This window comes from Xanthomonas sp. F1 (genome assembly GCF_014199855.1).
The window spans coordinates 357,186-377,444 of the sequence record NZ_JACHOK010000004.1 but is presented as its reverse complement, the minus strand read 5'-3'; the positions used below and the strand labels follow the sequence as shown (position 1 = coordinate 377,444).

36 protein-coding genes are annotated in these 20,259 nt (G+C 68.2%); 32 read left to right on the top strand and 4 right to left on the bottom strand.

Annotated elements, in window-relative coordinates; genetic code table 11:
* Window position 1 precedes the first annotated feature (1 nt).
* Entirely contained in the window at window positions 2-250 is a 249-nt protein-coding gene (locus GGR71_RS12445; RefSeq protein WP_160960664.1) for a spike base protein, RCAP_Rcc01079 family, read from the top strand.
* Complete coding sequence (locus GGR71_RS12440) at window positions 250-1,542, top strand: SGNH/GDSL hydrolase family protein (protein WP_160960666.1); 1,293 nt, start codon at window positions 250-252, stop codon at window positions 1,540-1,542. The genes GGR71_RS12445 and GGR71_RS12440 overlap by 1 nt, the downstream gene beginning before the upstream one ends.
* 3 nt (window positions 1,543-1,545) lie before the next feature.
* Here the strand turns inward: GGR71_RS12440 and GGR71_RS12435 are convergent, their stop codons facing one another.
* Both GGR71_RS12435 and GGR71_RS12430 read right to left on the bottom strand, forming a co-directional pair.
* A complete protein-coding gene (locus tag GGR71_RS12435; RefSeq protein ID WP_160960668.1) occupies window positions 1,546-1,815 on the bottom strand; it encodes a hypothetical protein in 270 nt (89 codons plus the stop codon).
* Window positions 1,784-2,158: a helix-turn-helix domain-containing protein gene (locus GGR71_RS12430; RefSeq protein ID WP_184451983.1), complete on the bottom strand. Its 375-nt coding sequence runs from the start codon at window positions 2,156-2,158 to the stop codon at window positions 1,784-1,786. Before GGR71_RS12430 ends, GGR71_RS12435 begins: the two co-directional genes overlap by 32 nt.
* Window positions 2,159-2,261: 103 nt before the next feature.
* Between GGR71_RS12430 and GGR71_RS12425 the strand changes: the two genes are divergently transcribed.
* From GGR71_RS12425 to GGR71_RS12285, 30 genes are read left to right on the top strand one after another with little or no spacing between them, the layout of a single operon-like run.
* Window positions 2,262-2,498, top strand: coding sequence for a helix-turn-helix domain-containing protein (locus GGR71_RS12425; RefSeq protein WP_160960674.1), 237 nt, complete (start codon window positions 2,262-2,264; stop codon window positions 2,496-2,498).
* Window positions 2,498-3,292, top strand: a complete 795-nt coding sequence (locus GGR71_RS12420; RefSeq protein WP_160960676.1) for a recombinase family protein — start codon at window positions 2,498-2,500, stop codon at window positions 3,290-3,292. The genes GGR71_RS12425 and GGR71_RS12420 overlap by 1 nt, the downstream gene beginning before the upstream one ends.
* A complete protein-coding gene (locus GGR71_RS12415) occupies window positions 3,289-3,537 on the top strand; it encodes a hypothetical protein (RefSeq protein ID WP_160960678.1) in 249 nt (82 codons plus the stop codon). The genes GGR71_RS12420 and GGR71_RS12415 overlap by 4 nt, the downstream gene beginning before the upstream one ends.
* Before the next feature lie 26 nt (window positions 3,538-3,563).
* Complete coding sequence (locus GGR71_RS12410) at window positions 3,564-4,172, top strand: hypothetical protein (protein WP_160960680.1); 609 nt, start codon at window positions 3,564-3,566, stop codon at window positions 4,170-4,172.
* Window positions 4,169-4,558, top strand: coding sequence for a hypothetical protein (locus tag GGR71_RS12405; RefSeq protein ID WP_160960682.1), 390 nt, complete (start codon window positions 4,169-4,171; stop codon window positions 4,556-4,558). Before GGR71_RS12410 ends, GGR71_RS12405 begins: the two co-directional genes overlap by 4 nt.
* Entirely contained in the window at window positions 4,555-4,770 is a 216-nt protein-coding gene (locus GGR71_RS12400) for a hypothetical protein (RefSeq protein WP_160960684.1), read from the top strand. Before GGR71_RS12405 ends, GGR71_RS12400 begins: the two co-directional genes overlap by 4 nt.
* Complete coding sequence (locus tag GGR71_RS12395; RefSeq protein WP_160960686.1) at window positions 4,770-5,144, top strand: hypothetical protein; 375 nt, start codon at window positions 4,770-4,772, stop codon at window positions 5,142-5,144. Before GGR71_RS12400 ends, GGR71_RS12395 begins: the two co-directional genes overlap by 1 nt.
* Before the next feature lie 2 nt (window positions 5,145-5,146).
* The gene (locus GGR71_RS12390) at window positions 5,147-5,395 is read left to right on the top strand and encodes a hypothetical protein (protein ID WP_160960688.1); all 249 of its coding nucleotides are present in this window, start codon (window positions 5,147-5,149) and stop codon (window positions 5,393-5,395) included.
* Window positions 5,385-5,612 carry a hypothetical protein gene (locus GGR71_RS12385; RefSeq protein WP_160960690.1) on the top strand — a complete coding sequence of 76 codons (228 nt, stop codon included), beginning with the start codon at window positions 5,385-5,387 and terminating at the stop codon, window positions 5,610-5,612. The genes GGR71_RS12390 and GGR71_RS12385 overlap by 11 nt, the downstream gene beginning before the upstream one ends.
* A 3-nt stretch (window positions 5,613-5,615) precedes the next feature.
* Window positions 5,616-6,524, top strand: coding sequence for a recombination-associated protein RdgC (locus GGR71_RS12380; protein WP_160960692.1), 909 nt, complete (start codon window positions 5,616-5,618; stop codon window positions 6,522-6,524).
* Window positions 6,525-6,528: 4 nt separating this feature from the next.
* Window positions 6,529-6,900, top strand: a complete 372-nt coding sequence (locus tag GGR71_RS12375; protein WP_160960694.1) for a VVA0879 family protein — start codon at window positions 6,529-6,531, stop codon at window positions 6,898-6,900.
* Window positions 6,901-6,902: 2 nt separating this feature from the next.
* Window positions 6,903-7,841 (top strand): tyrosine-type recombinase/integrase, encoded by a 939-nt coding sequence (locus GGR71_RS12370; RefSeq protein ID WP_160960696.1) that lies wholly within the window; start codon window positions 6,903-6,905, stop codon window positions 7,839-7,841.
* Window positions 7,838-8,140 carry a hypothetical protein gene (locus GGR71_RS12365; protein ID WP_160960699.1) on the top strand — a complete coding sequence of 101 codons (303 nt, stop codon included), beginning with the start codon at window positions 7,838-7,840 and terminating at the stop codon, window positions 8,138-8,140. Before GGR71_RS12370 ends, GGR71_RS12365 begins: the two co-directional genes overlap by 4 nt.
* Window positions 8,141-8,154: 14 nt before the next feature.
* On the top strand, window positions 8,155-8,409 hold the full coding sequence (locus tag GGR71_RS12360; protein ID WP_184452007.1) for a hypothetical protein: 255 nt from the start codon (window positions 8,155-8,157) through the stop codon (window positions 8,407-8,409).
* On the top strand, window positions 8,406-8,843 hold the full coding sequence (locus GGR71_RS12355) for a hypothetical protein (RefSeq protein WP_160960701.1): 438 nt from the start codon (window positions 8,406-8,408) through the stop codon (window positions 8,841-8,843). Before GGR71_RS12360 ends, GGR71_RS12355 begins: the two co-directional genes overlap by 4 nt.
* On the top strand, window positions 8,843-9,937 hold the full coding sequence (locus tag GGR71_RS12350) for a beta clamp domain-containing protein (protein WP_160960704.1): 1,095 nt from the start codon (window positions 8,843-8,845) through the stop codon (window positions 9,935-9,937). Before GGR71_RS12355 ends, GGR71_RS12350 begins: the two co-directional genes overlap by 1 nt.
* 11 nt (window positions 9,938-9,948) lie before the next feature.
* A complete protein-coding gene (locus GGR71_RS12345) occupies window positions 9,949-10,215 on the top strand; it encodes a helix-turn-helix domain-containing protein (protein WP_160960707.1) in 267 nt (88 codons plus the stop codon).
* Entirely contained in the window at window positions 10,212-10,622 is a 411-nt protein-coding gene (locus tag GGR71_RS12340) for a hypothetical protein (RefSeq protein ID WP_160960709.1), read from the top strand. Before GGR71_RS12345 ends, GGR71_RS12340 begins: the two co-directional genes overlap by 4 nt.
* The gene (locus GGR71_RS12335) at window positions 10,615-11,193 is read left to right on the top strand and encodes a hypothetical protein (protein ID WP_160960711.1); all 579 of its coding nucleotides are present in this window, start codon (window positions 10,615-10,617) and stop codon (window positions 11,191-11,193) included. The genes GGR71_RS12340 and GGR71_RS12335 overlap by 8 nt, the downstream gene beginning before the upstream one ends.
* Window positions 11,190-11,642 carry a hypothetical protein gene (locus GGR71_RS12330; RefSeq protein WP_160960713.1) on the top strand — a complete coding sequence of 151 codons (453 nt, stop codon included), beginning with the start codon at window positions 11,190-11,192 and terminating at the stop codon, window positions 11,640-11,642. The genes GGR71_RS12335 and GGR71_RS12330 overlap by 4 nt, the downstream gene beginning before the upstream one ends.
* Complete coding sequence (locus tag GGR71_RS12325; protein WP_160960716.1) at window positions 11,639-12,418, top strand: DUF551 domain-containing protein; 780 nt, start codon at window positions 11,639-11,641, stop codon at window positions 12,416-12,418. Before GGR71_RS12330 ends, GGR71_RS12325 begins: the two co-directional genes overlap by 4 nt.
* The gene (locus GGR71_RS12320) at window positions 12,411-12,638 is read left to right on the top strand and encodes a hypothetical protein (protein WP_160960718.1); all 228 of its coding nucleotides are present in this window, start codon (window positions 12,411-12,413) and stop codon (window positions 12,636-12,638) included. The genes GGR71_RS12325 and GGR71_RS12320 overlap by 8 nt, the downstream gene beginning before the upstream one ends.
* Complete coding sequence (locus GGR71_RS12315; protein WP_160960720.1) at window positions 12,631-12,978, top strand: hypothetical protein; 348 nt, start codon at window positions 12,631-12,633, stop codon at window positions 12,976-12,978. The genes GGR71_RS12320 and GGR71_RS12315 overlap by 8 nt, the downstream gene beginning before the upstream one ends.
* Complete coding sequence (locus GGR71_RS12310; protein ID WP_160960722.1) at window positions 12,978-13,223, top strand: hypothetical protein; 246 nt, start codon at window positions 12,978-12,980, stop codon at window positions 13,221-13,223. Before GGR71_RS12315 ends, GGR71_RS12310 begins: the two co-directional genes overlap by 1 nt.
* The gene (locus GGR71_RS12305) at window positions 13,216-13,578 is read left to right on the top strand and encodes a hypothetical protein (protein ID WP_160960724.1); all 363 of its coding nucleotides are present in this window, start codon (window positions 13,216-13,218) and stop codon (window positions 13,576-13,578) included. Before GGR71_RS12310 ends, GGR71_RS12305 begins: the two co-directional genes overlap by 8 nt.
* Window positions 13,578-14,060 carry an XF1762 family protein gene (locus GGR71_RS21085; protein WP_343160824.1) on the top strand — a complete coding sequence of 161 codons (483 nt, stop codon included), beginning with the start codon at window positions 13,578-13,580 and terminating at the stop codon, window positions 14,058-14,060. Before GGR71_RS12305 ends, GGR71_RS21085 begins: the two co-directional genes overlap by 1 nt.
* Before the next feature lie 3 nt (window positions 14,061-14,063).
* On the top strand, window positions 14,064-14,267 hold the full coding sequence (locus GGR71_RS12300; protein ID WP_160960726.1) for a hypothetical protein: 204 nt from the start codon (window positions 14,064-14,066) through the stop codon (window positions 14,265-14,267).
* On the top strand, window positions 14,264-14,503 hold the full coding sequence (locus GGR71_RS12295) for a hypothetical protein (protein WP_160960728.1): 240 nt from the start codon (window positions 14,264-14,266) through the stop codon (window positions 14,501-14,503). The genes GGR71_RS12300 and GGR71_RS12295 overlap by 4 nt, the downstream gene beginning before the upstream one ends.
* A gap of 19 nt (window positions 14,504-14,522) precedes the next feature.
* A complete protein-coding gene (locus GGR71_RS12290; protein ID WP_160960730.1) occupies window positions 14,523-16,676 on the top strand; it encodes a DNA cytosine methyltransferase in 2,154 nt (717 codons plus the stop codon).
* A gap of 14 nt (window positions 16,677-16,690) precedes the next feature.
* On the top strand, window positions 16,691-17,110 hold the full coding sequence (locus GGR71_RS12285; RefSeq protein WP_184451976.1) for a single-stranded DNA-binding protein: 420 nt from the start codon (window positions 16,691-16,693) through the stop codon (window positions 17,108-17,110).
* Window position 17,111: 1 nt separating this feature from the next.
* On the opposite strand, the gene GGR71_RS12280 is transcribed toward GGR71_RS12285, so the two are convergent.
* Entirely contained in the window at window positions 17,112-18,101 is a 990-nt protein-coding gene (locus GGR71_RS12280) for a tyrosine-type recombinase/integrase (RefSeq protein ID WP_160960734.1), read from the bottom strand.
* A 271-nt stretch (window positions 18,102-18,372) separates the two neighbouring features.
* Window positions 18,373-20,238, bottom strand: a complete 1,866-nt coding sequence (locus tag GGR71_RS12275; protein WP_160960736.1) for an FTR1 family protein — start codon at window positions 20,236-20,238, stop codon at window positions 18,373-18,375.
* Between the last annotated feature and the right edge of the window lie 21 nt (window positions 20,239-20,259).

Sequence of the window (20,259 nt, the reverse complement as noted above, 5' to 3'; positions counted from 1 at the left end):
CATGGCCGACCCCAGTTCCGGCGTGTCCAGTCCCGCCATCGACGCCTATGCCATCGTCCCGAGCGATGGCACGGATCTGCCCAAGCCCGCGCGGTCGCTGTACGTTGGCGGCGATGGCGCCGCGGTGGTCGTGACGCTGGCCGGCACGCAGGTGACGCTCAGCGGCCTTAGCGCCGGCAGCGTCATTCCGCTGCGCGTGCGCGCCGTCAAGGCGACCGGCACCACCGCCAGCCTCATCGCGTTGCTCTGATGCAACTGGCGCTATCAACCGGCCTTGGCCGCGGCCTCGCGCCGCGGCGGCCGCGCGCATGGCTGTACGGCACGGCAAACAACGTCATCCACAACGCCAAGGACACGCAGGCCAGCCGCACTGGCTATTGCGTGCGATGGCCGTACATCGTCGGTTCGGGTGATGTCCAGGCGCTGCGGTTGCGGCATGACGCATGGTGCCTGCCGGGCGCCACCAGTGTGGAAACGCTGCTCGGCAACACCATGCCGATCGATGCGGTGTCCGTGGAGTACAACGGCGTGGTGGTGCCGGCGCGCTTCGCTGGAGCGCGCGGCATCGTGTTGGCCGACGGCGCCTACGACGTCCTGTCGGACATCATCCCGGCCAGCGCATTCGGCGTGCCTGTCATCCCGCGTGGCGCCACGCTGTACGTCAAGGTGCGCATCACCATGGCCGCCGCCGGACAGTACATGCCGACGAGCGCGCGGCACACCTCCCAGAGCGGCGCGCAAGTGCGCTGGTTCGACCCGGCCGTCACCACGCCCAGCGACATCGATGCCCCTGGCGCCTGGACCTTCACCGGCACTGCGCCGGCCAGCCGTACCGGTGGCTACAGCCCCGTGGTCCTGGCGCAATTCGCCGGCGCGGAACCGCCAGTGCGCTTGATCGTGGGCGATAGCATTAGCCAGGGCACCGGCGATACCAGCGGCGTGTCCCGGGTCACCGGCCTGGGCTATCCGGGAATCCTGCTGGCCGATCTGGGCGACGGCAAGGCACATGCGTTCTGCAGTGTGGCGGTCCACGGCAGCGTATCCACGGTGATGGCGCAGACCCCGCGCTACGCCAGCTACGCGCGCTACGCTAACCGTGCCATCGTCATGTACGGCACCAACGACCTGGGCACCGCGGGTAACGGCGTGACGCTGGCGGCCCTGCAGGCGCGCATACTCAGCGGCATAGCCGCGCTGAAGCAGGCGCCCGGAAGCCGGATACGCAAGGTCATTGCGGGGCACCTGGCACCGCGCACGACGTCGACCGACAACTGGGCCACGGCAGCAAACCAGGCCTACAGCGCGGCAAGTTGGGGCACCGGCGGCACGGCTGCGCAGTACAACGCATGGCTGACCAGCAGCGTGGGTACGCAGTTCGATGGCGCGATCAGTTGGCCGTCCATCCGGGACGCCAGCGACCCGCTGCGATGGCTCACCAATGGCACCGCGTCGTACCCAACCGTCGACGGCACACACCCCACCAGCGCGCTGTATGCGCGCATGGCGGCGGATGCGGTGGCCACGGTCAATGCCGTGGCCTGAAGGTCACCGGTGCAGATACTGGCAGGCGCGTGCCAGCACGTAGGGCACTACCGCGCAGCCAATGCCCAGTGCGGCACTGGACGCCTGCGCCGCCGGCGTCGCGGCCGTGGCAGCGGAGACCAACAGCACCGCGCCGACGATGGCCCCGATCAGCGCCAGCACCCAGGCCAGCCCAACCACCGCACTGCCGAGTCCCCCAGGGGCGCGCGCCTGCGGCGCGGCGTTGCGCGCGTCGTATCGGTCAGCGGCCTTGTCCAGCCATCGGTCCAGCATCTGCAGCCTCCTTGTCTACGCCCAGCAGTAGCAGCAAGCCACGCACCTGCATTTCGGACAACGCATCGATCGCGCGATGCGCCTTGCTGGTCACGCCGGCATCGTAATGCGTACGCGGCTCTGCCACTCGGTAATGCACATGCGCTGCCGGCGCCGCGGCGGGGGCCGCGGCGAACAACAACGCGTCGGCCGACGTCCCGTATAGCTCACACAGACGCATGAACGCCTGCAACTGCGGATAGTTCCTGTCGTTCTCCCACGCCGACAAGGAACCTTTCGTTACCCCCAGTTCAGACGCCACATCCGTCTGCGAAAGCCTTGCGGTCTCGCGGGCTGCGCGCATCCGAGCGCCAATAGTGTTCACCTCGCAAGTATAGACGGGCTGAACCGACGGGGGTTTAGCTGGTCTTGACAGACCGTATAGACCATCTATACTTACGGTCAAGATGAACAAGACCTCCGCCATCAAGCCTCACCCCATCCGTGCCGCGCGCATCGCGCGCAACTGGACCCAGCGCGAACTCGGCCAGCGCCTGCAGCCGCCCGTCGGCAAGGGCGCCGTTGCGCAGTGGGAGTCGGACGCGACACGCCCGGTCCCCGAACTCGGCGTGCAACTGGTGGACCTGTTCGACCGCGAGTTCACCCTCGAAGACCTCTACCGCCGGCCGGGGAGGGCATCGTGATGCGTGCCCTGGGCTACATCCGCGTCAGCACCGAGGAACAGGCCGGGCAGGGCCACAGCCTTGCGCTCCAGCCGGACCGCATCCGGCAGTGGTGCGACCTGTTCGGGCACACCCTTGTCGACGTGATCGCCGATCGCGGCGTCAGCGCCGGCATCGCGCTGGACAAGCGCCCGGGCGGCAGGGAGTTGCTGCGCCGCCTGCGCAGCGGCGAGGCCGACGTGGTCGTCGTCTACCGTCTTGACCGCCTGTTCCGTAACGCGCAGCACGGCCTCAACTTCATCCGCGATGAGTTGGACAGCCGCGACATGCACCTGCAGAGCATTAGCGAGCTGATCGACACCACCACGCCACACGGCCGCCTGATGCTCACCATGCTGCTGGGCATCGCCGAGTACGAGCGCGACACCATCCGCGAGCGCACGCGCAGCATTCACACCAACCTGCGCGAGCGGGGCCAGGTGTACGGCACCACTCCGTATGGGTGCATCGCCGTAGGCGGGCGCTTCGACGAAGCCGCTGGCCGGCTGGTCGGCCAGTCGCTGTATCGCGATCCGGAGACGTGGCCGCACCGCGAACGCATCGTCGCGCTGCGCGGCCCGCACGGCGGCAAGCAGACGTCGCTCGACGCCATCGCCGACGAACTGTACCGCCAGGGCGTGCGCGCACCGAACGGGGGCGCCCGCTGGGCCAAAACCTCTATTTCGCGCGTCATCAATTCGCATGGCGGCCTGAAACATATCCCGCCGTTGCCGGCCAATCACGAAACCGCGGTATCGGAGACCGCCGCACCATGAGCTACGCCATCCAGCACGCTGTGCAGTTGATCCCGCTGCCGAGCGCCGAAATGCGCGAGACCGCCGCCGAGGTGCGCGCCCTGCGCGAAGCGCTCGAGGCCATCACCGGCGATGTCGTGGCGGCCTACGGCCGCGTCGACGGCCTGATCCAGCAGCGTGAAGAACGGCTGCTGTGCCTGTACCGCGCCCAATGCCAGGGCATGTCGCACGACGACGTGCTGGCCCAAGTCAACGCCCGCGGCTGAGCCGCGCAACCGGAGCAATCACCACCATGGCCGACCACCAGCCAACCCGCAGCCAACTGATCGGCACAGGCGTGTTCGACGCCGTGCTGCGCGCGCGCCTGCAGTGGAACGAGTACGCCAACGCGGTTGTATCGCACTACCACGCGCACGTTGCAGTCGACGATCGCATCGTGGAGTTCCGGATCGCTTCCACCGCGGCCCAGCACGATCATTGCCAGCGGCTCAACACGCAGACGATCAAGCGCATGCTGGCCGGCGAGATTCGCATGCCGGTGGACATTGAGGATGCGCTGCTCGCCGCGCTGCCTCCCGAGTGGCGGGAACACCTGCTCACGCAATTGCTGGATCGGGCAGGCCTGCTGCTCGCGCACAAGCCGCCTTGCTCCGACGACCTAGTCGGGCAGGTGGACACGCCCTGCGACCTCATGCGCAACGCCGCCGAAGCGGTGCAGCGCATCCTGCCGATGCTCGCCGACGGCACCGGCATCGGCCCCGAGGACCAGCCGCACTTCGCCGCCGCGCTCAACGCCATCAACGCCGTCCAGGGCGTGTGCGTCACTCTGACGGCGCAAATTGCCAACGCGCTCCCGCCGGGGCCGGAGCGGCGCATCCTGATGCGGGCGGTGCAGCCATGAACGCACTGGCGTGGGGCGTGGTTGCCGCGGTGGTGATGGTGCTGGTCGCCATCCTGCTGTTTCGCCGGCGCGAGACCGCCGACATATTCGAGACGTTCCCGAGCCGTGAGGCAGCGTGGTCGTACGCCCAAAAGCAGGACGAGGCGGGCTATCACGTCTCGATCCGTGTGCGCGGGTGGATATGGGAGGTCCGTTGCTGGCGGCGCGAGGCGAGCGAGCGCGGCAACGAAATCAGGTCGCGCAACTTCCGGCCTGCAGATGGCACGGGAACGCCGGCAGGCTGGTCGATCCGGAAGGATGGGACCGCCCAGTTCGGTAGTGAGCTGCAACCCCCAACCCCTCCCGGCCAGCAGCCGACCAGCCACGCGGAAGGCGACGCCGAATGAGCGACGCGACCGATTGGACCAAGTGGTTCGCCACCGGCCACCCGGGCGGCGGCTGGAAGATGGTGCGCTTCGAGCGCGTGGACGCCGACGGCAAGCCGGTCGGCAAGCCGCTGGAGTCGGCCACGCCGACAGGGCGCCTGCGCCTGTTCCGCACCGAAGCAGATGCCGCACGGCACGCCCGCTATCTCAACATCGAAGAGGGGCGCGCCTGATGCGCGACATGCTCGCCAGGAAGTTCGAGCGCTGCTGTCGCGCGGCTGGCTTCTCGCCGGTGCCGCAGGACGGCGTGTTCGTCAGCACCGACGGGCTGCGCGTCTCCCCCGCGCTCAAGGGCGTGCGTTTCAGCGGCGCCGAGTCCATCGACCGCCGCGCCACCCTGCAGTTGTTGCTCGCTGCGCGCAAGGCCCGCATCACCCAGGCCGGCACGCTGTCCATCACCGAACACACCCGAGCGCCGGATGCGGGAGAACCGCCGGCCACAAGGGACGCGCTGCACCCGCATGCGGCCAGTTCCGCCCCAAAGAACGATGCCACCGGCGCACGAACGCCGGTGGCATCTGAGACCAAACCCCAGGCAGGAGAGTGATCGTGTCCAAGTGCACCACAACTACGGGTGCCCCGCAAGCAGCGGGCTTCCCGGTCGTCAGCTACCGCATCCGTGTCGTGCACGCCGCGCGCATGGATGCTTTGCGGCACGGCGTCAGCCCGGAACCGGCCGAGCGCGCAGCGCTGGCCGAGTACCGCGCCACCAAGGGCAACCGCCATGCGGCGCAGCGTGCCGGCTTCGCCGCCGTGGACCTGCAGTGCGGGCGGGGAGGGCGGCGCTATGGAGCTTAACCACGTCCTGCGCTGCGCGCGCACTGCCAAAAAGCTGCGCGGCCCTGGGCCGCTGTCCACCGGCGAAGCGCTGGCCGCCGCGATCGTCCTCAACAAGCCCGCATGGATCAAGGCGAAGGGCTACACGCTGGCCGAGGCCATGAATCGCGTGGCCGACGACGGCCAGACCATCCCGCGCTTGGTGCAGGCGCAACGCATCATCAACGATGAGGGCTGACGCATGTTTTTCCGCAATCTCACGCTCTTCCGCTTCCCCTCGACGCTGGATGTCTCCGCCATCGCGGAACTGTTGCAGGAACACCAACTCAAGCCGGTAGGCCCGCTGGAAATGTCCTCGCGCGGCTTCGTCTCGCCGCTGGGCCGCGACCATGCGGACGTGCTGTCCCACCGCCTGGGCGACTTCCTGTGGCTGGCCGTTGGCGGCCAGGATCGGATGCTGCCGGGGTCGGTCGTTGCCGACGCGCTCGCCAAGCGGATCGACGAAGTCGCCGAGAAAGAGGGCCGGCGCCCCGGCGGCCGCACGCGCAAGCGCCTGAAGGATGAGGTGTTGCTCGACCTCCTGCCGCGCGCCTTCGTGAAGACCTCGCGTGTGGACGCGCTTCTGGACCTGCAGCACGGCTACATCGCGGTGGACACGGCCAGCCGCAAGGCGGCCGAAGGCGTCGCATCCGAGATCCGCAACCTACTGGGCAGCTTCCCCGCGCTCCCGCTCAACGCCGAGGTGGCGCCGCGCGCGGTGCTGACGGGTTGGGTTGCTGGCAACCCGCTGCCCGCTGGCCTCAGCATCGGCGAAGAGTGCCAACTCGCTGATCCGGTGCAGGGCGGCGCGGTGGTCAACTGCAAGCACCAGGAACTGCGCGGCGACGAGATCGCCAAGCACCTGGAGGCAGGCAAGCAGGTCACCCGCCTGGCGCTGAAACTCGATGACACCATCGCCGGCGTGATCGGCGATGACCTGACCGTGCGGAAGCTGCGTTTCCTCGATGGTGCGGTGGACAAGCTGGACGCCAGCGACGCCGAGGGCGTCAGGGCAGAACTGGAGGCGCGGTTCGCGGTGATGAGCGCGGAACTGCGGCGCCTGTTCTGCACGCTCGAAGCCGCTTTCTCCATTTCGAACGCGGAGGTCTGACGCCATGGAGCGAATGACCCTCACGCAGTTCCACGATGCCCTGAAGGCCCAGGGCGTGCCGCGCGATGATCTTGCGCTGGTGTGCCCTATGTGCGGCACCGTGCAATCGGCGCGCGACCTCATCGCGGCCGGCGCCGGCCAGGACTTCGCTGCCGTGGAGAAATACCTCGGCTTCTCCTGCTTTGGCCGTTTCACCAACGCCGGCAGCCCGCGGAAGGAACCCGACGGAGCGCCGTGCAACTGGACGCTCGGCGGCCTATTTCAGACGCACAAGTTGGAGGTGGTGACCGACGACGGCGTGGCGCACCCCCGCTTCGTGCCTGCGACGCCGGAGCAAGCGCAGGCGCACGCGGCACGCGCGGCGGGGGAGGGGTGAACATGGCCACCGCTTCGCTCCCTGGCGACATCGCCACCCTCGCTGCCGAGTATCTGGACCACATCCACCTGCGTGGCGCCAGCGACAACACGATCAAGGCCTACGCCGCGGATCTGCAGCGCATGCGGGCATATCTGTCGCGGTTCGACATCACCCTGGTGCAGTTGATCAGCGAACGCCTGGTCAATCTGTGGCTGGACGACGGGTTGAAGCACCTGGGGTGGTCGCGGCGCACCGCGTCGCGCCGCCTGGCCGCTGCCCGCACGTTCCTCGCCTGGTGCAAGGGCAATGGCTACATCACCCATGACCCGGCGGCTGATGTGCGCATCAAGTTCCGGCCGCGCACGGTGGTGGCACCGGAAATGGCCCCGCTCAAGCAGGTGATCGCAGAGGTGGGGACGAAAACGCCGGTCGACATCCGCGATCGCGCCATCTTGCTGCTGTTGCTGGACGCCGCGCTACGCGCCAGCGAGGTGGTGCTGCTCGACACGGACGCGCGCCAGGTCCGCTATGTCGTCCTGGAAGAGGCGAGCCGCGTCTACGTCAAGCCCAAAGGCGGCGTGGAGGGCGAAAGCGAGGTCGTCGGCATCGAGCCGCAGACGGTGCGTGCAATCCAGGAATGGCGCCGTGTCCGTCCGCAGCTCGCGGCGCCCGAGGAACCGGCACTGTTCGTGAACCTGCGCGGCCGCCGGATGACCCGGCAGGCGCTGTACTGCATGGTCCGCGAGCGGGGCGCGGCGGTCGGGATCAGCCGACTGCACCCCCACCTGTTCCGCCACCGGCGGCTCGGCGAGGCCGTCGAACGCGCAGGCCTCGACGCGGCCAGCGCGCTCGCGCGACACAAGCACAAGTCGACCACCGTCAACGTCTACGGCGCCCACGCCGCGGAAGTGCAGCGCGCTGCCATCCGCACCCTGGCGCCCCTGGGAGCGATCGAATGAACACGGAAACCATCCGCGTCTGGCAGATCAACGACTACGAATACTGGATCGGCGCAGGCAGCGCTGCGGACATTCTGGCCGCCTACATGACCGACACCGGTTGCACCCACGAGGAAGCGACTGGCGACCCACGCGACTATCCGACCGCGCTGAGCGATGAAGACCTCGACAGACTCAAGATGGCTGAGGTCGACGAGGACGAAAACCCGACGGGCGAGGTGCGCACGTTCCGCGAAGCGCTACAGGGCGAGATCGCCGAGGGGGGAACGTTCCCGCGCTTCTTCGGTGGGAGCGATTGACCATGACTCAGCGCATGATCACGCACCCCGCGCCGCTGCCGCGTTGCCGCGCCGGCCACACGGCCCGCCACATCCACGACGCCCGCCGCATCGGCGCCGGCGGCGGCCACCTCATCGAATGCCCCTGCAGCCAGACCGGCAAGCACGCCGAGTTCGACGACGCCCTGCGCCAGTGGTGCCGCCAGCACGGGCAACCGGTGCCGGCTCTGCCGCCGCAGCGCGCATTGCCGCTGTCCAACGTCGCACCCATCCGTAGGGCCACCCCATGACCACCACCCTGACGCGCATCCAGCGCGATGCAATGCGCCAAGCCCAGGCGGGCAACTGGCGACTGGCCGACGCCATGGAACTGGTTTGCGAGGGCCGCAGGGTCTTCGTTCTGCCGATCAGCGGCGGCATGCACGTGACCTATCACCTGCAGATGGGGTTCGCTGTTGGCGGGCGGCTCAGGCTGTTCGCGTACAGCTACGCGCGCAACCTGACCGACCTGGACGCCGCAGATCATGCCGACGCGGATTCCATCGCCTTGATCACCGACCTGGATGGAAATGTGGTCTTCGACGAGGACCACGACGACGACCTGCCGGCGCACTGCAGCGACGAAAACGCACTGTACCTGCCTATCGCCCAGGAAGTCGTTGACGCCTACCACGCCGCCCTCGCCACGCCGACCCAACAACCCCTCATTGCGGAGCCTGCCTAATGCGCGCCACCGTTTCTGCCGGCGAACTTGCCGCAGCACTCAAAACCAGCGTCACCCCGTCCAACACGCCTCACAACGCCATTCTGCATGCGCGCCTGCACGCGGCCGGAGACACCCTGCATCTGGAAACCACGGACCTGTCGGTCTACGTGCGCGAGTCCATCGCCGCCCAGGTCGACGAAGCCGGCACCATCCTGCTGCGCGAATCGCTGCTGCGGCCCATCGCGGCCGCCGACGGCGAGATCCGCATCGGCGGCGACGGCAAGGTCAGCCGCGGCCGCAGCCACTTCCGCGTGCCGGCGCTGCCGGCCGACCAGTGGCCCGACCAGGACGACACCCGCTGGATGCCGCTGGCCGTCGATGTCGGCGCGCTGGCCGCCGCCATCCGCGCCGTCAGCCACTCGGCCACGGACGATGACCTGCGGCCTGCGCTGCGCGGCCTGCACATCGATGCCGGGTTCGTGTGGGGCAGCGACGGCAACGCCATGTCCTTCGCCCGCATCGACTACCGCGGCCCGGCGATCACCCTGCCGGATGCACAGACCCGCCGCGTGCTGGACATGCTGGGGGAGGGCGCCACGCTGGAGGCGGCCAACATCGGCAGCGGGGTCGCCGGCCTGCTGCGCATTACCCACGGCACCCGGCAGATGACCGCCCGGCTGCTGAGCGCCAAGCCCCTGGAACTGACGTCCACCATCAAGGCCTTCCGCTACGACGCTGCGGCAGTGCGGATCAAGCGCGACGAACTGCTGGCCGCGCTGCGCCGCTTCATGCCGTTCGCCTGGCTCAACGGCGAGACTAAGGCCAAGGGGCTGCCGGTAGTCGTGCTGATGCTGCAGGCCGGCGAACTCATCCTCGCCGACCGCGCCGAGGAAAACCGCGAGTCGCTGGCGGAGGCCGTCATCGAAGCACCCGGCAAGTTCCGCACCGGCGTGGACCCGCGGCGGCTCATCGCCGCGCTGGGGGCCATCGACAGCAACACCGTGGCCCTCCACCCCCCGACCGACGGCGCGCCGCAGCGCGGCTGGCTGCTGTACGCCGACCAGACCGACAAGGACGACGGCGCGCACTTCATCGCGCCCATCACGATCTGAGCGAGGCCGCCATGCCCAGCAAGGCCCAGAACGAAATGCTGCGCGAAGCGTTGCGCATGCGGCCCATGACCGCAACCGAAATCTGGCACGACCTGGGCATTGCCCGCGCCAGCGCCCGCGTGTTCGACCTGCGCCAGGCCGGGCACGACGTGCGCAGCGAAGAGATCACCGTCACCAACCGCCATGGGCAGCCCTGCAGGGTCGCCCGCTACAGCATCCCCAGCGATCAGTGCCAACTGATCCCCCTTTCTCCCGGACGTGGAGTCATCGCGCCATGAGCATCAACGCCTATCTCGCCGCTGCCGGCGGCATCGCATCCCTGATCTGCTGCATCACCGCCATCCTCAGCTTTCGCCTGGGCCGCCGCCACTCTAGCCGGCCCGCAGGCCTCAGCCTCACCGAACTGGCCGCCCGCGCCGAGGCCAACGGCATGGACCTGCTGCGCATCGCGCGCGAGATCGAGCGCGCCTGTGACGGCCACGAACCGGTGCCGCAGGTGCGGCTGCGCCGCTGGGCGCGCACCCTGCGCCAAGTGGGCGCCGAACACCTGGAGTGCATCAACGCCATCGCGCTGCAGTCCCTACGCGAGGCCGGCGCCGAGCGCAGTGCCTTGCACCATGCCGACAGTGCCTCGGGCGCGGTCCAGGCGCAGGAAGCGGCCCTGCGGAGCGTCAGCCATGTCTAAGCGGATTGCGGCGTGGTTGTTCTCCTGGCTACTGGAGTCGGTAGCGTGGGCGCGCGGTCCGGACTTCATCGTTGGCGCCAATGCCGTGGGTGGCGCTTACCTGCGCCGGTGGTATCTGACCCCCTGGCGCGGGTGGTATCGCGACGTGCCGGCGGACCAGCGCACACGCTGGCAGCGTGCCGTGGTGCGTGTGAGCCGCTGGCTTCCCAACCTGTACCTGCACCAGTTCTTGCGCGACGACGACGACCGGGCACTGCACGATCATCCGTCGTGGGCGGTGAGCTTCATCCTGACCGGCAGGTACGTCGAACACACCATCGCCGCCGGCGGCATTCACCGGCGGCAGGTGTTCGGCGCCGGCAGCCTGCGATACCTGCCAACCACGCATGCGCATCGCATCGAGCTGCTACGCGAGGGCGCGGATGCGCTGGACGGCTGCTGGACCCTGTTCCTGTTCGGGCCGACCTGCCGCCAGTGGGGCTTCCACTGCCCGGAACGCGGGTGGGTGCATTGGGAGGAGTTCACCGCCGCCGGCGCGCCCGGCGAAGTCGGCAAGGGGTGCGACGCATGAGCCGCAGCGGATACACCGACGACAACGACGACCCGCTGGCCATGGGCCGCTGGCGTGCCCAAGTCGCATCGGCAATGCGCGGTGCGCGCGGGCAGAAGTTGTTGCGCGACCTGGTCGCCGCCCTCGACGCCCTCCCCGAGAAAAAACTCATTGCGCATGCGGTGGAGCAAAACGGCTGCTTCTGTGCGCTCGGCGCCGTGGCCGCGCTGCGCGGCGTCGATCTGGGCCAGCCGGCAGACCCGCACGACTTCCGCCCGTCCCGCGCCGCGTCGGCGTTGGACATCGCCGAACAACTGGCACAGGAGGTCGTCTACGAAAACGACGAGGCCGGCGAGTACCTGTTCCCGTACGGCGAAAGCGAGTCGCCGGAACACCGCTGGCAGCGCATGCGCGACTGGGCGGTGCGCCATCTGCAGAGTCCCCAAGCAACGGAAGGTAGCGCGCAATGAACACAACGACCATGACACCCGAAGCGCTGGAGCGCGCCCTGGCGGCCGCCTGTGCCGAACTCGGGGTCAATGCTGACGGCTTGCCGTCCCGCACCTACGACGCGCTGATCGCCGGTTGGAACGCGCTGCAGGCTGCGCCTGCTGGCGCTGGCGTGCCGCAACCCGGAGACTGGTTCCGCGGCATCGTAGGCGTAGTTTCTGGTCTGGGCGAAGACCAGTTGCGCCGCATCGAGGAACTGGCGTGGCGCGGCGTCAACCAGCCCGCAGCGCAGCCGCAGGCGGAGCAGCATTCGGAAGTCCGAATTACGGATGAAAAAGGCCGGCCGATGACCTATTGGGGAGGGAAGGCAGCGCCTGCCGAGCAACAGGGTGTGGACGAGAACTGGCGGCGCGAGGAAGGGATTGCGGCCGTGGTCTCGCAAGAGACCTACAACGACAACGGAACCAGCGACATCATCAAGCCGGCTCTACCCATCGGAACGCCGCTCTACACCACCCCGCCCGCGCAGGTTGATCCAGCGGCGCTCTGGGTCAGCGTCAGCGAGCGGCTGCCGACCGAAGAAGATTACGGCGATCACGGGGACGTACTGGTGCGCTTCCGGTACACCGACACGCCAGGCCGCGCGTGGACCATCGGGGAAAGTTCGTACTTGCCCGGCGATCCGTGGAACAACGGGTGGCTGTTCGGCTCTTGTGACTACGCCGAGGTTTCGCACTGGGCACGGAAGGACGAGGTTCTGGCGCTGATCGACAGCCAGGGGAGGTCCAATGGCTAAGCCGACCATCCGCACGTCCACCTCTGCGCTGGTGCAGGTGACCGTCGAGGTCCGCGCCGGGTCTTGGGGCGATGGCTGTGACCTGGCGCAGGTTTATCGGCAGGCGGGGGAAAGCGCCATCGGCAAGTTGCGCCGCGTCCTGCAGAACGAGGGCGTGCGCATCGTCGGCGTGGCCTCCATCAAGGCGATCACCACCGACACAGAGGTGCGTAATGGCTGATATCCAGCAACTGGCGCGCGAACTGCTGGCATCCGAGTACGAAAAGGCTGGGGAGAAGTTGTTTGCCCGCAGGGCCAGGGAAGGTCGATACGACAATGATCCCGACATGCGCGCCCTCGTCGCCGCTTTGAATTCGCAACTGCAGGTGGCAGAAGACGTGCGGCGCGAGGCAGAGCGGTATCAGTGGCTCAAGCGAAACTGTGTTCGGGCCTGGGAGTCGGACATGGCCCACAACCTCGGCGCACCGTCCTTGGACATCGCTTTCGATGCTCCCGGGCATGATCTTGATTCAGCCATCGACACCGCCATGGCCGCCGCGTCGTCTCCGGAGGTGCGGTGATGGGCTACGTCAATCCATTGCTCGATCTGCCAGCCGGCCAAGCTTTGCGCGCCCTGCCAGCGTCGGATCGAGCGCGGATGGAGTCGGTGATGCGCCAACTGCGCGATCAGGCGAATGCTGAGGCGGAAAAGGCGTGGCGCAAGCGCAAAGGGCCAATGGCCGCGTACTGGCGCGCAGTCGCAACCTACGCTCGCCACACAGCCCATGCGCTATCGAAGGCGGCGGAGGGTCGCAGCGATGGATGACCTGGCTCCGAACCTCCTGCACATCCTCCGGCACGCCCTGGGAACTGGCGAGGATGGCCGCGCGCCTTGCTATCGCAACCACTTCGTGACCGGCGAGGGCAGCAGCGACCATCCGTTGTGCATGCAACTGGCGACCATGGGCCTCATGGTCCGCCGCAATGGCAGTCCGCTGACTGGTGGCGCCGACCTGTTCACCGTCACCCAGGAGGGCCGAGCAGCGGCGCGGCCCGAGCCTGGGAGTGAGCGCAAGTTGACTCGCGCGCAGCGGCGATATCGTGAATTCCTCAACGCGGATTCAGGTGTCACTTTCGGCGAGTGGATACGCCAACGCAACCCGATTGGGCAGGTGCACTGATGCTAGAGCTACGACCGATTACCCGCGATCTTGCAGACGACTTTGTCCGCGCGCATCACCGACACCACGGTGTGCCAGTCGGTGCGCTGTGGCGCCAAGCAGTGCACGACGACGCGGGCCGTTTGGTCGGCGTCGCGGTCTCCGGCCGTCCGGTGGCGCGCGCCCTGGATGATGGCCTGACGGTGGAAGTCACGCGCCTGTGCACGGACGGTGCGCCAAACGCCTGCAGCATGCTCTATGCAGCCGCGAAGCGCGTAGCTGAGGCGAAGGGATACAGGCGCGGCCTGACCTACATCCTCGCCAGCGAGTCTGGTGCGAGCCTGCGCGCAGCTGGCTGGAAGTTCCTGTGGAGCGTCCGCGGCCGTAGTTGGGATTGCCCCAGCAGGCCGCGGACCGACAAGCACCCAACCGAGGACAAGCAGGCGTGGGGATGGGGAGCATGGCCGATCCCGGCGCAACGCATCGTAGCTGCAGGAGCCTGAGCCGTGGGCTGGATCAGCAAACCCCTGGTCAAGGCCATCCGCAAACTCGCGCATGGCCAGAAAGGCCTGGACCAGGACACCTACCGCATGCACCTGCGTGCGGTCGGAGCCACCAGTACGCTCGAAATTACCCGCGAGCAGCACCACGCGCTGCTGCAGCGCTTGTGCGCGCTGCCCGACAAGCCGAAGGGGAGGGCGGCGCGGTGACAGGCCCGTCTGTCGCCGACCTGCTGGCGATCGCGCCGCGCCCCGAGTTGTTCAGCGCTGCCGCGCTGGCCCGGGCGTTGAACATCGGCTGGAAGCGCGCCGCCGAACTCAAGGCGCTGGCGATGCAGCAGACCGCCGCCACCGACGCTCCCACCTACGACCTCATGCACGCGCTCGGCATCAACCGCGCCGAGGCAGAGGCCTACATCAAACTGCAGCGCTCCACGCGCGCATAGCACCAAGGAACTCGAAACCATGGCCGACGGCAGCAACTACGCCCTCCCATTTCAAAAGGAACTGGTCGTCGACCTGTTCGCCGGCGGCGGCGGCGCCAGCCTGGGCATCGCCCGCGCGTACCGGCACCCGGACGTCGCGGTGAACCACAACCCCATCGCGTTGGCGGCGCATCGCGCCAATCATCCCGACACCGCGCACTACGTGGCCGACGTCTTCGAGGTGGACCCGCTCACCGCCACCGGCGGCAGGCCGGTCGGCATCCTGTGGGCGTCGCCCGACTGTCGGCATCACAGCAAGGCCAAGGGCGGCAAGCCGCGTAGCCGCAAGGTGCGCGGGCTGGCCTGGGTAGTGATCCGCTGGGCCGACGCCGCCCGCCCGCGCATGATCTTCCTGGAGAACGTGGAAGAGTTCTGCGACTGGGGGCCGCTGGACGAGAACGAACAGCCCATCAAGGCCGAGCGGGGGCGCACCTTCCGCGCATTCGTCGCCGCGCTCACCACGGGCCTGGCGGCCGATCACCCCGACATGCCCGAGATCCGCGCCGAGATCGGCATGCACGTGCCGGTCCAGCGCCTGGTCAAGGGGCTTGGCTACACCGCGGAATGGCGCGAGCTGGTCGCGGCCGACTACGGCACCCGCACCATCCGCAAGCGCCTCTATTTCGTCGCTAGGTGCGACGGCGCGCCCATCGTCTGGCCCAAGCCGACCCATGACCGGAAGGGCGGGGAACGCCCGCGGTGGCGCATGGCAGCCGAGTGCATCGACTTCGGCGACCTGGGGCGCAGCATCTTCGATCGCCCCAAGCCGCTCGCGGCGAACACCGAACGTCGCATCGCGAAAGGCTGCTGGCGGCACGTCCTGTCGGCCGCGGAGCCGTTCATTGTGCCAATGCGCGGCACGACTCCGGCCCACCACGCGACGCATGCAGCGGCGCAGCCGCTGTCGACGATCACCGGCGGCGGGACGCACCATGGCCTTTGCGCGCCGGTCATGGTCCAGGCCGCGCATGGGGAGGGCCAGCCGGGCAGGGCGCAGCGCTGGGGCAGCGGGGCACGCGATGCCCAGGCGCCGCTCGCCACCGTCACCGCCTCCAACGGCCAGGCCGTCGCCAACCTGCACATGGCCCCTTTCCTGCACGAATGCGCCAACGGCTCCAACCAGCGCGTATTCGATGTCGCCGAACCGTTGCGTACGCAGTTGGCACAGGTCAAGGGCGGCCACTTCGCACTCAGCGCCATCCACATGGCGACCATCGGATACGGCGAGCGCGCCGGCCAGGCGGCGCGCACCCAAGACGCGGCCGCACCGCTGGGCACCATCGTGGGCACCAACAAGCACGCCGTTGTCGCTGCGCACGTCACCAAGTTCCGCGCCAACAGCATCGGCAGCGGCCTGCAGGAGCCGCTGCACACCATCACCGCCGGCGGCGACATGGCGCGTCCGGCGGGTGCGGCGCATGCCATGGGGCTGGTGTCGGCGCACCTCACCCACCTGACCCACCAAGGCGAGCGCGACGGCTACGCCGCCGGCGAACCGATGCGCACCGTGACCGGCGCCAACCGCGGCGAACAAGCCGTGGTGTCGGCGTTCCTGGAGCAAGCCAATGGCGGCTTCTACGATGGCGACGGCCGCGACTTGCGCCACCCCGCGGCTACCGTCTGCGCGCAGGGATCGCTGCAACGGCTCGTCAGCGCCTACCTGATCAAGTATTACCGCGAAGGAGGGCAGTGGCAGGGCTGCGACGAACCGATGCACACGCTGCCCACGAAGGCCAGGATGGGCCTGGTGCAGGTCGTGCAGGTGCCGGCCAACATCCTGCCGCCTGAGCAGATGGAGCGCGCGCGCCAGTGCGCTGCGCTGCTGCACAAGTACCTGCCCGAGCAGTTCATCGAGCCGGCCGACATCGTGCTGGTGGGCGACTACGTGCTGGTGGACATCACCCTGCGCATGCTGCAGCCCGCTGAACTCAAGCGCGCCCAAGGCTTCCCCGAGACCTACATCCTCGATCGCGGGCTGTTCGTTGCGGCGGACGGCACGGCCGAATGGCGCCCCATCACCAAGACCGACCAGGTGCGGCTCATCGGCAACAGCGTGTGCCCCGACATGGCCGAGGCGCTGGTGGCCGCAAATGCGGCGGACCTCATCGCCCTATACCAGCGGGCCGCGGCGTGAACCACGGCTATCAAATGTTCATCGCCACAGGCACGCTAGGGGCCGATCCGGTCGTCAAGGCGATAGGGGCAGGCGGCGTTGTGGCAGAGATTCGCCTCGCGATCGACGAACTGTTCCATGCAAAGGATGGCACCGAGCATCGACACACCGAGTGGGTGCATGTGCGCCTGTTCGACGAAGACGCGCGTATTGCGCAACGACGACTCGCCAAAGGTCGGCTGGTGACGATAGAGGGCAGGCTGCACACGGACCGAACGGGCGGATCTGCCGGCGAGGCGCCAGGCGCTACCTGGGTGCACGCACGGCGCGGTGGCCTTACGCTGCACGGAAGTGACCACACCACGACGTCGCCGGCACATGGCGGCCGGCCGGCCGTGCCGAGTCCTTCGGCAATGCCCACGCAGAACGAGGACGACGATGCGCTGCCGCTCTGATTCAGGTGTCGCGTGTAGCGCGCGGATGCAGCGCCGCAGTGCGGCGCAGGTGTTCCATCGAAACGCCCAGGTAGTAGGCCGTGGTGGCGACATCCGCGTGCCCCAACATCTGCGCGATGGCCACCAGGTTGACGCCGCGTTCGTACAGCGCCGTCGCGAAGCTGGCCCGGATCATGTGCGGGTAGTGCCCTTGCCAGGGGCGGCCGCCGGTGTGCGCCTCCAGCCGCGCGTAGCCACAGCCTGTCCCAAGGGCGCGCCGTGCGTACCGGTTGACTATCACCCACACCGATCGCGCATCGCGCAGCGGTCGCCCCTGGCGCGTCAGGAACAGCGCGTTGCGCTTCCCCGGGCGCAGCGCGGCGCGGCCCTGCAAGTAGGTCTCCAGCAACCCGTACCACGCGCCACCGTAGGGCACGTAGCGGTCGTGACCGCCTTTGCCGCCCTGGATCAGCAGGAACCCGTCCAGTCGCACGCTGCCGATCTGCAGCGCGGCCAGTTCGCCGGCCCGCAAGCCGCACTGGTACAGCGTGGCGATGATCAGGTGGTCGCGCAGGCCGACAAACGTGGTCAGGTCGGGCGCGGCCAGCAGCATGCCCATTTCGCCGTCGCTGAGAGCGCGCACGGGCCGTGCCGGCGGCCGCCGGCGCCGCGGGAACGACGTGGGCTGCCAGGCCTCCGGGTCAGCATGTCGCAGCCAGGCAAACCACGCCTTGAGCGCGCTCAACTCGATGTTGAGCGAGGCCGGGCGCAGCACATCGCGCCTCAGCGCGACGTAGCGCTGCAGCGGATCGATGCGGCTGTCGGGCACCGCCGCGGCGGTGGCCGCCAAGTACCGATCCACACACGCCGAGTACGCCCGAATCGTGGCAGGCGACCGACCGATGGCACGGAGGAACATCACGAACCGCTCGCGTAGCGAGGGAACCTGACCATAAGCATGTATTAGCGTCATCAACTGACAATCCCGACCCATCGACAAGCCGGCGATCACCCGCGGAAGACGAAGTGCAAGAGACTGACAGGCAAGGATTTTTCAGCAGTGGCGGCAGCCGAACACGCCGCCACCTGCCTCGCACGCCCTTGACTCTTACATAAGATACATTATGCGAAATTGGCCGTATTGGTGGTTGTTGGTGTCTTCATGTCAGTTTCTTTAGTTCGGCTGCTTTTCGGTTGCCTCGCGCGCCTCACGGGCCTCCCGAACAATCTCCAGCGCCTCCTGATCACATAGTTCATCGCCTCGGCACGGCAGCCGCAATCATTCATGAGCGCTCTTCCCTCGGTTGAATGGCTGGCGAGGCGTGCGCGGCCGGTTCGGCCACGCGCCCTCGCGCTGTGTTGATGAGAAAACCGACCACCAAGACAACGATCACGGCCAGTTGGGCCAGCAGCGACTGCCAGGTGGGATACAGGCCCAGCCACTCGATATGCGGCACCGGTGCCAGGGACACCGCCGCCCATCCCGCTTCCTGCAGCGCCGCGACGCCCTTGCCGGTCAGCACCACGGCGAGCACCGCCATCAGGGCGGAGCTTGCCGAGAAGAACCGCCCGATCGGTAGGCGCCGGCTGGTCCGCAGTAACACCCAGGCAATCAGCCCCAGGACGGCCGCGCCAGCCAGCATGCCGCCCAGCAGCCACCCGCCTTGGCCCTCGCTCCACAGCGCGGCATAGAACAGGATGGTCTCGAACACCTCCCGATACACCGAAAGGAAGGCCAGGCCAAACAGGAACCAGGCCGAACGTCGATCGAGCGCCGCCGTCATTTTCGCCTTGAGATACGCCTGCCAGCGGCCACCGACACTCTTCTGATGCATCCACAGCCCCACGCTCAGCAGGACGAGGGCGGCGAACAGCGACGAAAGGCCTTCGGTGAGTTCACGCCCTGCCCCGCTGATCGAGATGGCGTAACGCGCCGCAGCCCACGTCAGGCCACCGGCGACCAAGGCCAACACCCAACCGGCATGCACATAACGCACGGCCTGGGGACGCCCGGCCTTGCGCAGGAAAGCCAGCAGCGCTACGACAACGAGCAAGGCTTCCAGGCCCTCGCGGACCAGGATGGTGAAACTGCCCAGGAACGTGGACGCCGGGTCGGACGTCGCATCGGCGACGAGGTCCTGGGCGCGGGCCAACAGCCGATCCAGAGCCTGAGCCTGAGCGGCGACCTCGGCTGCCGGCCGGTGATCGGATAACGTCGTACGGTACGCGCCCATCGCGGTTTCGATCTGGCTGCGCAGCGCGCCATCGCGGGCATTCAGGTGCGGCTCCACCGGTTCCACGCCATCCAGATAGGCCGACAGCGCCAGTTGCGCGGCTTCGCGGATATCGCCAGCGCGATACGCGCGCTCGCTCGCCGCGAGCCGGCCACGCGCCAGCGGGATCCCGCTCAGGGCCTGCTGCAAGGCGTCCGGATGCGCGCGGAGGTAACCGACAAGGGCCTGGGCCTTGGCGGGCTCCACGGCAGCGCTGAGCTGGGCGACACGGGTTTGCGACAGCTCCTTCAAGTCGCTGATTTGCGCAAGGGCAGTCGGATCCGTGTGCCACAAGCGTTCGCCGAGCGCGGCGTGATCTCGGTAAGCGAGGCTTCCCACGTAATACGCCAGTGCCCAGCGGTCTTCGTCAGACATCTGTTGGCCATAGGCAGCCATCGGCGTCCCTTCGACACCCTGGGTGATCACCTCGAACAGCGACAAGGGACTGCGCTGGTCGGCGCGGGTCGTATCGGTGAAATCGACCGGGCGCGGATTCAACAGCAGACCCGCCGGTCCGTCGCCGTGACCTGTCGCGCCGTGACATGCCGTGCATTGCGCTTGGTACAACGCGGCCCCACGGACCAGGTCCGGGGCGCGCGGCGGGGCAGTCGGTATCGGGTAAGCCGCCAGGAGCCCGTCCGCCAGGGCATGCGCTTGCGCGGCGACCACCGCCGGCATGGCCTTGGCCTCGACTGCGGCGACCAGTTGGTCCGCCTGCGACCGCAACAAGGGCTTGGCAGAGGTCGTCGGCAACCCCTGGATGCGTCCTCGCGTGGTCGCGGCAAACTCGCGCATTTCCGCGTATTCGGAGGTGCTTCGCACCGCACCATCGGCACCCACGGCACCGGCGTAGTCGGTCGCCAGGTAATCGAGCATCTGCCACGTTTGGGAGACCGT

Bases quoted from the DNA above. Each gene is read 5' to 3' on its own strand.
- GGR71_RS12430 (WP_184451983.1), bottom strand. From the start codon at position 2,158: ATGCGCGCAGCCCGCGAGACCGCAAGGCTTTCGCAGACGGATGTGGCG.
- GGR71_RS12325 (WP_160960716.1), top strand. From the start codon at position 11,639: ATGAACACAACGACCATGACACCCGAAGCGCTGGAGCGCGCCCTGGCG.
- GGR71_RS12380 (WP_160960692.1), top strand. From the start codon at position 5,616: ATGTTTTTCCGCAATCTCACGCTCTTCCGCTTCCCCTCGACGCTGGAT.
- GGR71_RS12420 (WP_160960676.1), top strand. From the start codon at position 2,498: ATGCGTGCCCTGGGCTACATCCGCGTCAGCACCGAGGAACAGGCCGGG.
- GGR71_RS12375 (WP_160960694.1), top strand. From the start codon at position 6,529: ATGGAGCGAATGACCCTCACGCAGTTCCACGATGCCCTGAAGGCCCAG.
- GGR71_RS12425 (WP_160960674.1), top strand. From the start codon at position 2,262: ATGAACAAGACCTCCGCCATCAAGCCTCACCCCATCCGTGCCGCGCGC.
- GGR71_RS12360 (WP_184452007.1), top strand. From the start codon at position 8,155: ATGATCACGCACCCCGCGCCGCTGCCGCGTTGCCGCGCCGGCCACACG.
- GGR71_RS12305 (WP_160960724.1), top strand. From the start codon at position 13,216: ATGGATGACCTGGCTCCGAACCTCCTGCACATCCTCCGGCACGCCCTG.
- GGR71_RS12355 (WP_160960701.1), top strand. From the start codon at position 8,406: ATGACCACCACCCTGACGCGCATCCAGCGCGATGCAATGCGCCAAGCC.
- GGR71_RS12285 (WP_184451976.1), top strand. From the start codon at position 16,691: ATGTTCATCGCCACAGGCACGCTAGGGGCCGATCCGGTCGTCAAGGCG.
- GGR71_RS12330 (WP_160960713.1), top strand. From the start codon at position 11,190: ATGAGCCGCAGCGGATACACCGACGACAACGACGACCCGCTGGCCATG.
- GGR71_RS12310 (WP_160960722.1), top strand. From the start codon at position 12,978: ATGGGCTACGTCAATCCATTGCTCGATCTGCCAGCCGGCCAAGCTTTG.
- GGR71_RS12395 (WP_160960686.1), top strand. From the start codon at position 4,770: ATGCGCGACATGCTCGCCAGGAAGTTCGAGCGCTGCTGTCGCGCGGCT.
- GGR71_RS12370 (WP_160960696.1), top strand. From the start codon at position 6,903: ATGGCCACCGCTTCGCTCCCTGGCGACATCGCCACCCTCGCTGCCGAG.
- GGR71_RS12415 (WP_160960678.1), top strand. From the start codon at position 3,289: ATGAGCTACGCCATCCAGCACGCTGTGCAGTTGATCCCGCTGCCGAGC.
- GGR71_RS12365 (WP_160960699.1), top strand. From the start codon at position 7,838: ATGAACACGGAAACCATCCGCGTCTGGCAGATCAACGACTACGAATAC.
- GGR71_RS21085 (WP_343160824.1), top strand. From the start codon at position 13,578: ATGCTAGAGCTACGACCGATTACCCGCGATCTTGCAGACGACTTTGTC.
- GGR71_RS12435 (WP_160960668.1), bottom strand. From the start codon at position 1,815: ATGCTGGACCGATGGCTGGACAAGGCCGCTGACCGATACGACGCGCGC.
- GGR71_RS12340 (WP_160960709.1), top strand. From the start codon at position 10,212: ATGAGCATCAACGCCTATCTCGCCGCTGCCGGCGGCATCGCATCCCTG.
- GGR71_RS12400 (WP_160960684.1), top strand. From the start codon at position 4,555: ATGAGCGACGCGACCGATTGGACCAAGTGGTTCGCCACCGGCCACCCG.
- GGR71_RS12440 (WP_160960666.1), top strand. From the start codon at position 250: ATGCAACTGGCGCTATCAACCGGCCTTGGCCGCGGCCTCGCGCCGCGG.
- GGR71_RS12335 (WP_160960711.1), top strand. From the start codon at position 10,615: ATGTCTAAGCGGATTGCGGCGTGGTTGTTCTCCTGGCTACTGGAGTCG.
- GGR71_RS12320 (WP_160960718.1), top strand. From the start codon at position 12,411: ATGGCTAAGCCGACCATCCGCACGTCCACCTCTGCGCTGGTGCAGGTG.
- GGR71_RS12445 (WP_160960664.1), top strand. From the start codon at position 2: ATGGCCGACCCCAGTTCCGGCGTGTCCAGTCCCGCCATCGACGCCTAT.
- GGR71_RS12405 (WP_160960682.1), top strand. From the start codon at position 4,169: ATGAACGCACTGGCGTGGGGCGTGGTTGCCGCGGTGGTGATGGTGCTG.
- GGR71_RS12350 (WP_160960704.1), top strand. From the start codon at position 8,843: ATGCGCGCCACCGTTTCTGCCGGCGAACTTGCCGCAGCACTCAAAACC.
- GGR71_RS12410 (WP_160960680.1), top strand. From the start codon at position 3,564: ATGGCCGACCACCAGCCAACCCGCAGCCAACTGATCGGCACAGGCGTG.
- GGR71_RS12275 (WP_160960736.1), bottom strand. From the start codon at position 20,238: ATGCTCGATTACCTGGCGACCGACTACGCCGGTGCCGTGGGTGCCGAT.
- GGR71_RS12315 (WP_160960720.1), top strand. From the start codon at position 12,631: ATGGCTGATATCCAGCAACTGGCGCGCGAACTGCTGGCATCCGAGTAC.
- GGR71_RS12290 (WP_160960730.1), top strand. From the start codon at position 14,523: ATGGCCGACGGCAGCAACTACGCCCTCCCATTTCAAAAGGAACTGGTC.
- GGR71_RS12385 (WP_160960690.1), top strand. From the start codon at position 5,385: ATGGAGCTTAACCACGTCCTGCGCTGCGCGCGCACTGCCAAAAAGCTG.
- GGR71_RS12345 (WP_160960707.1), top strand. From the start codon at position 9,949: ATGCCCAGCAAGGCCCAGAACGAAATGCTGCGCGAAGCGTTGCGCATG.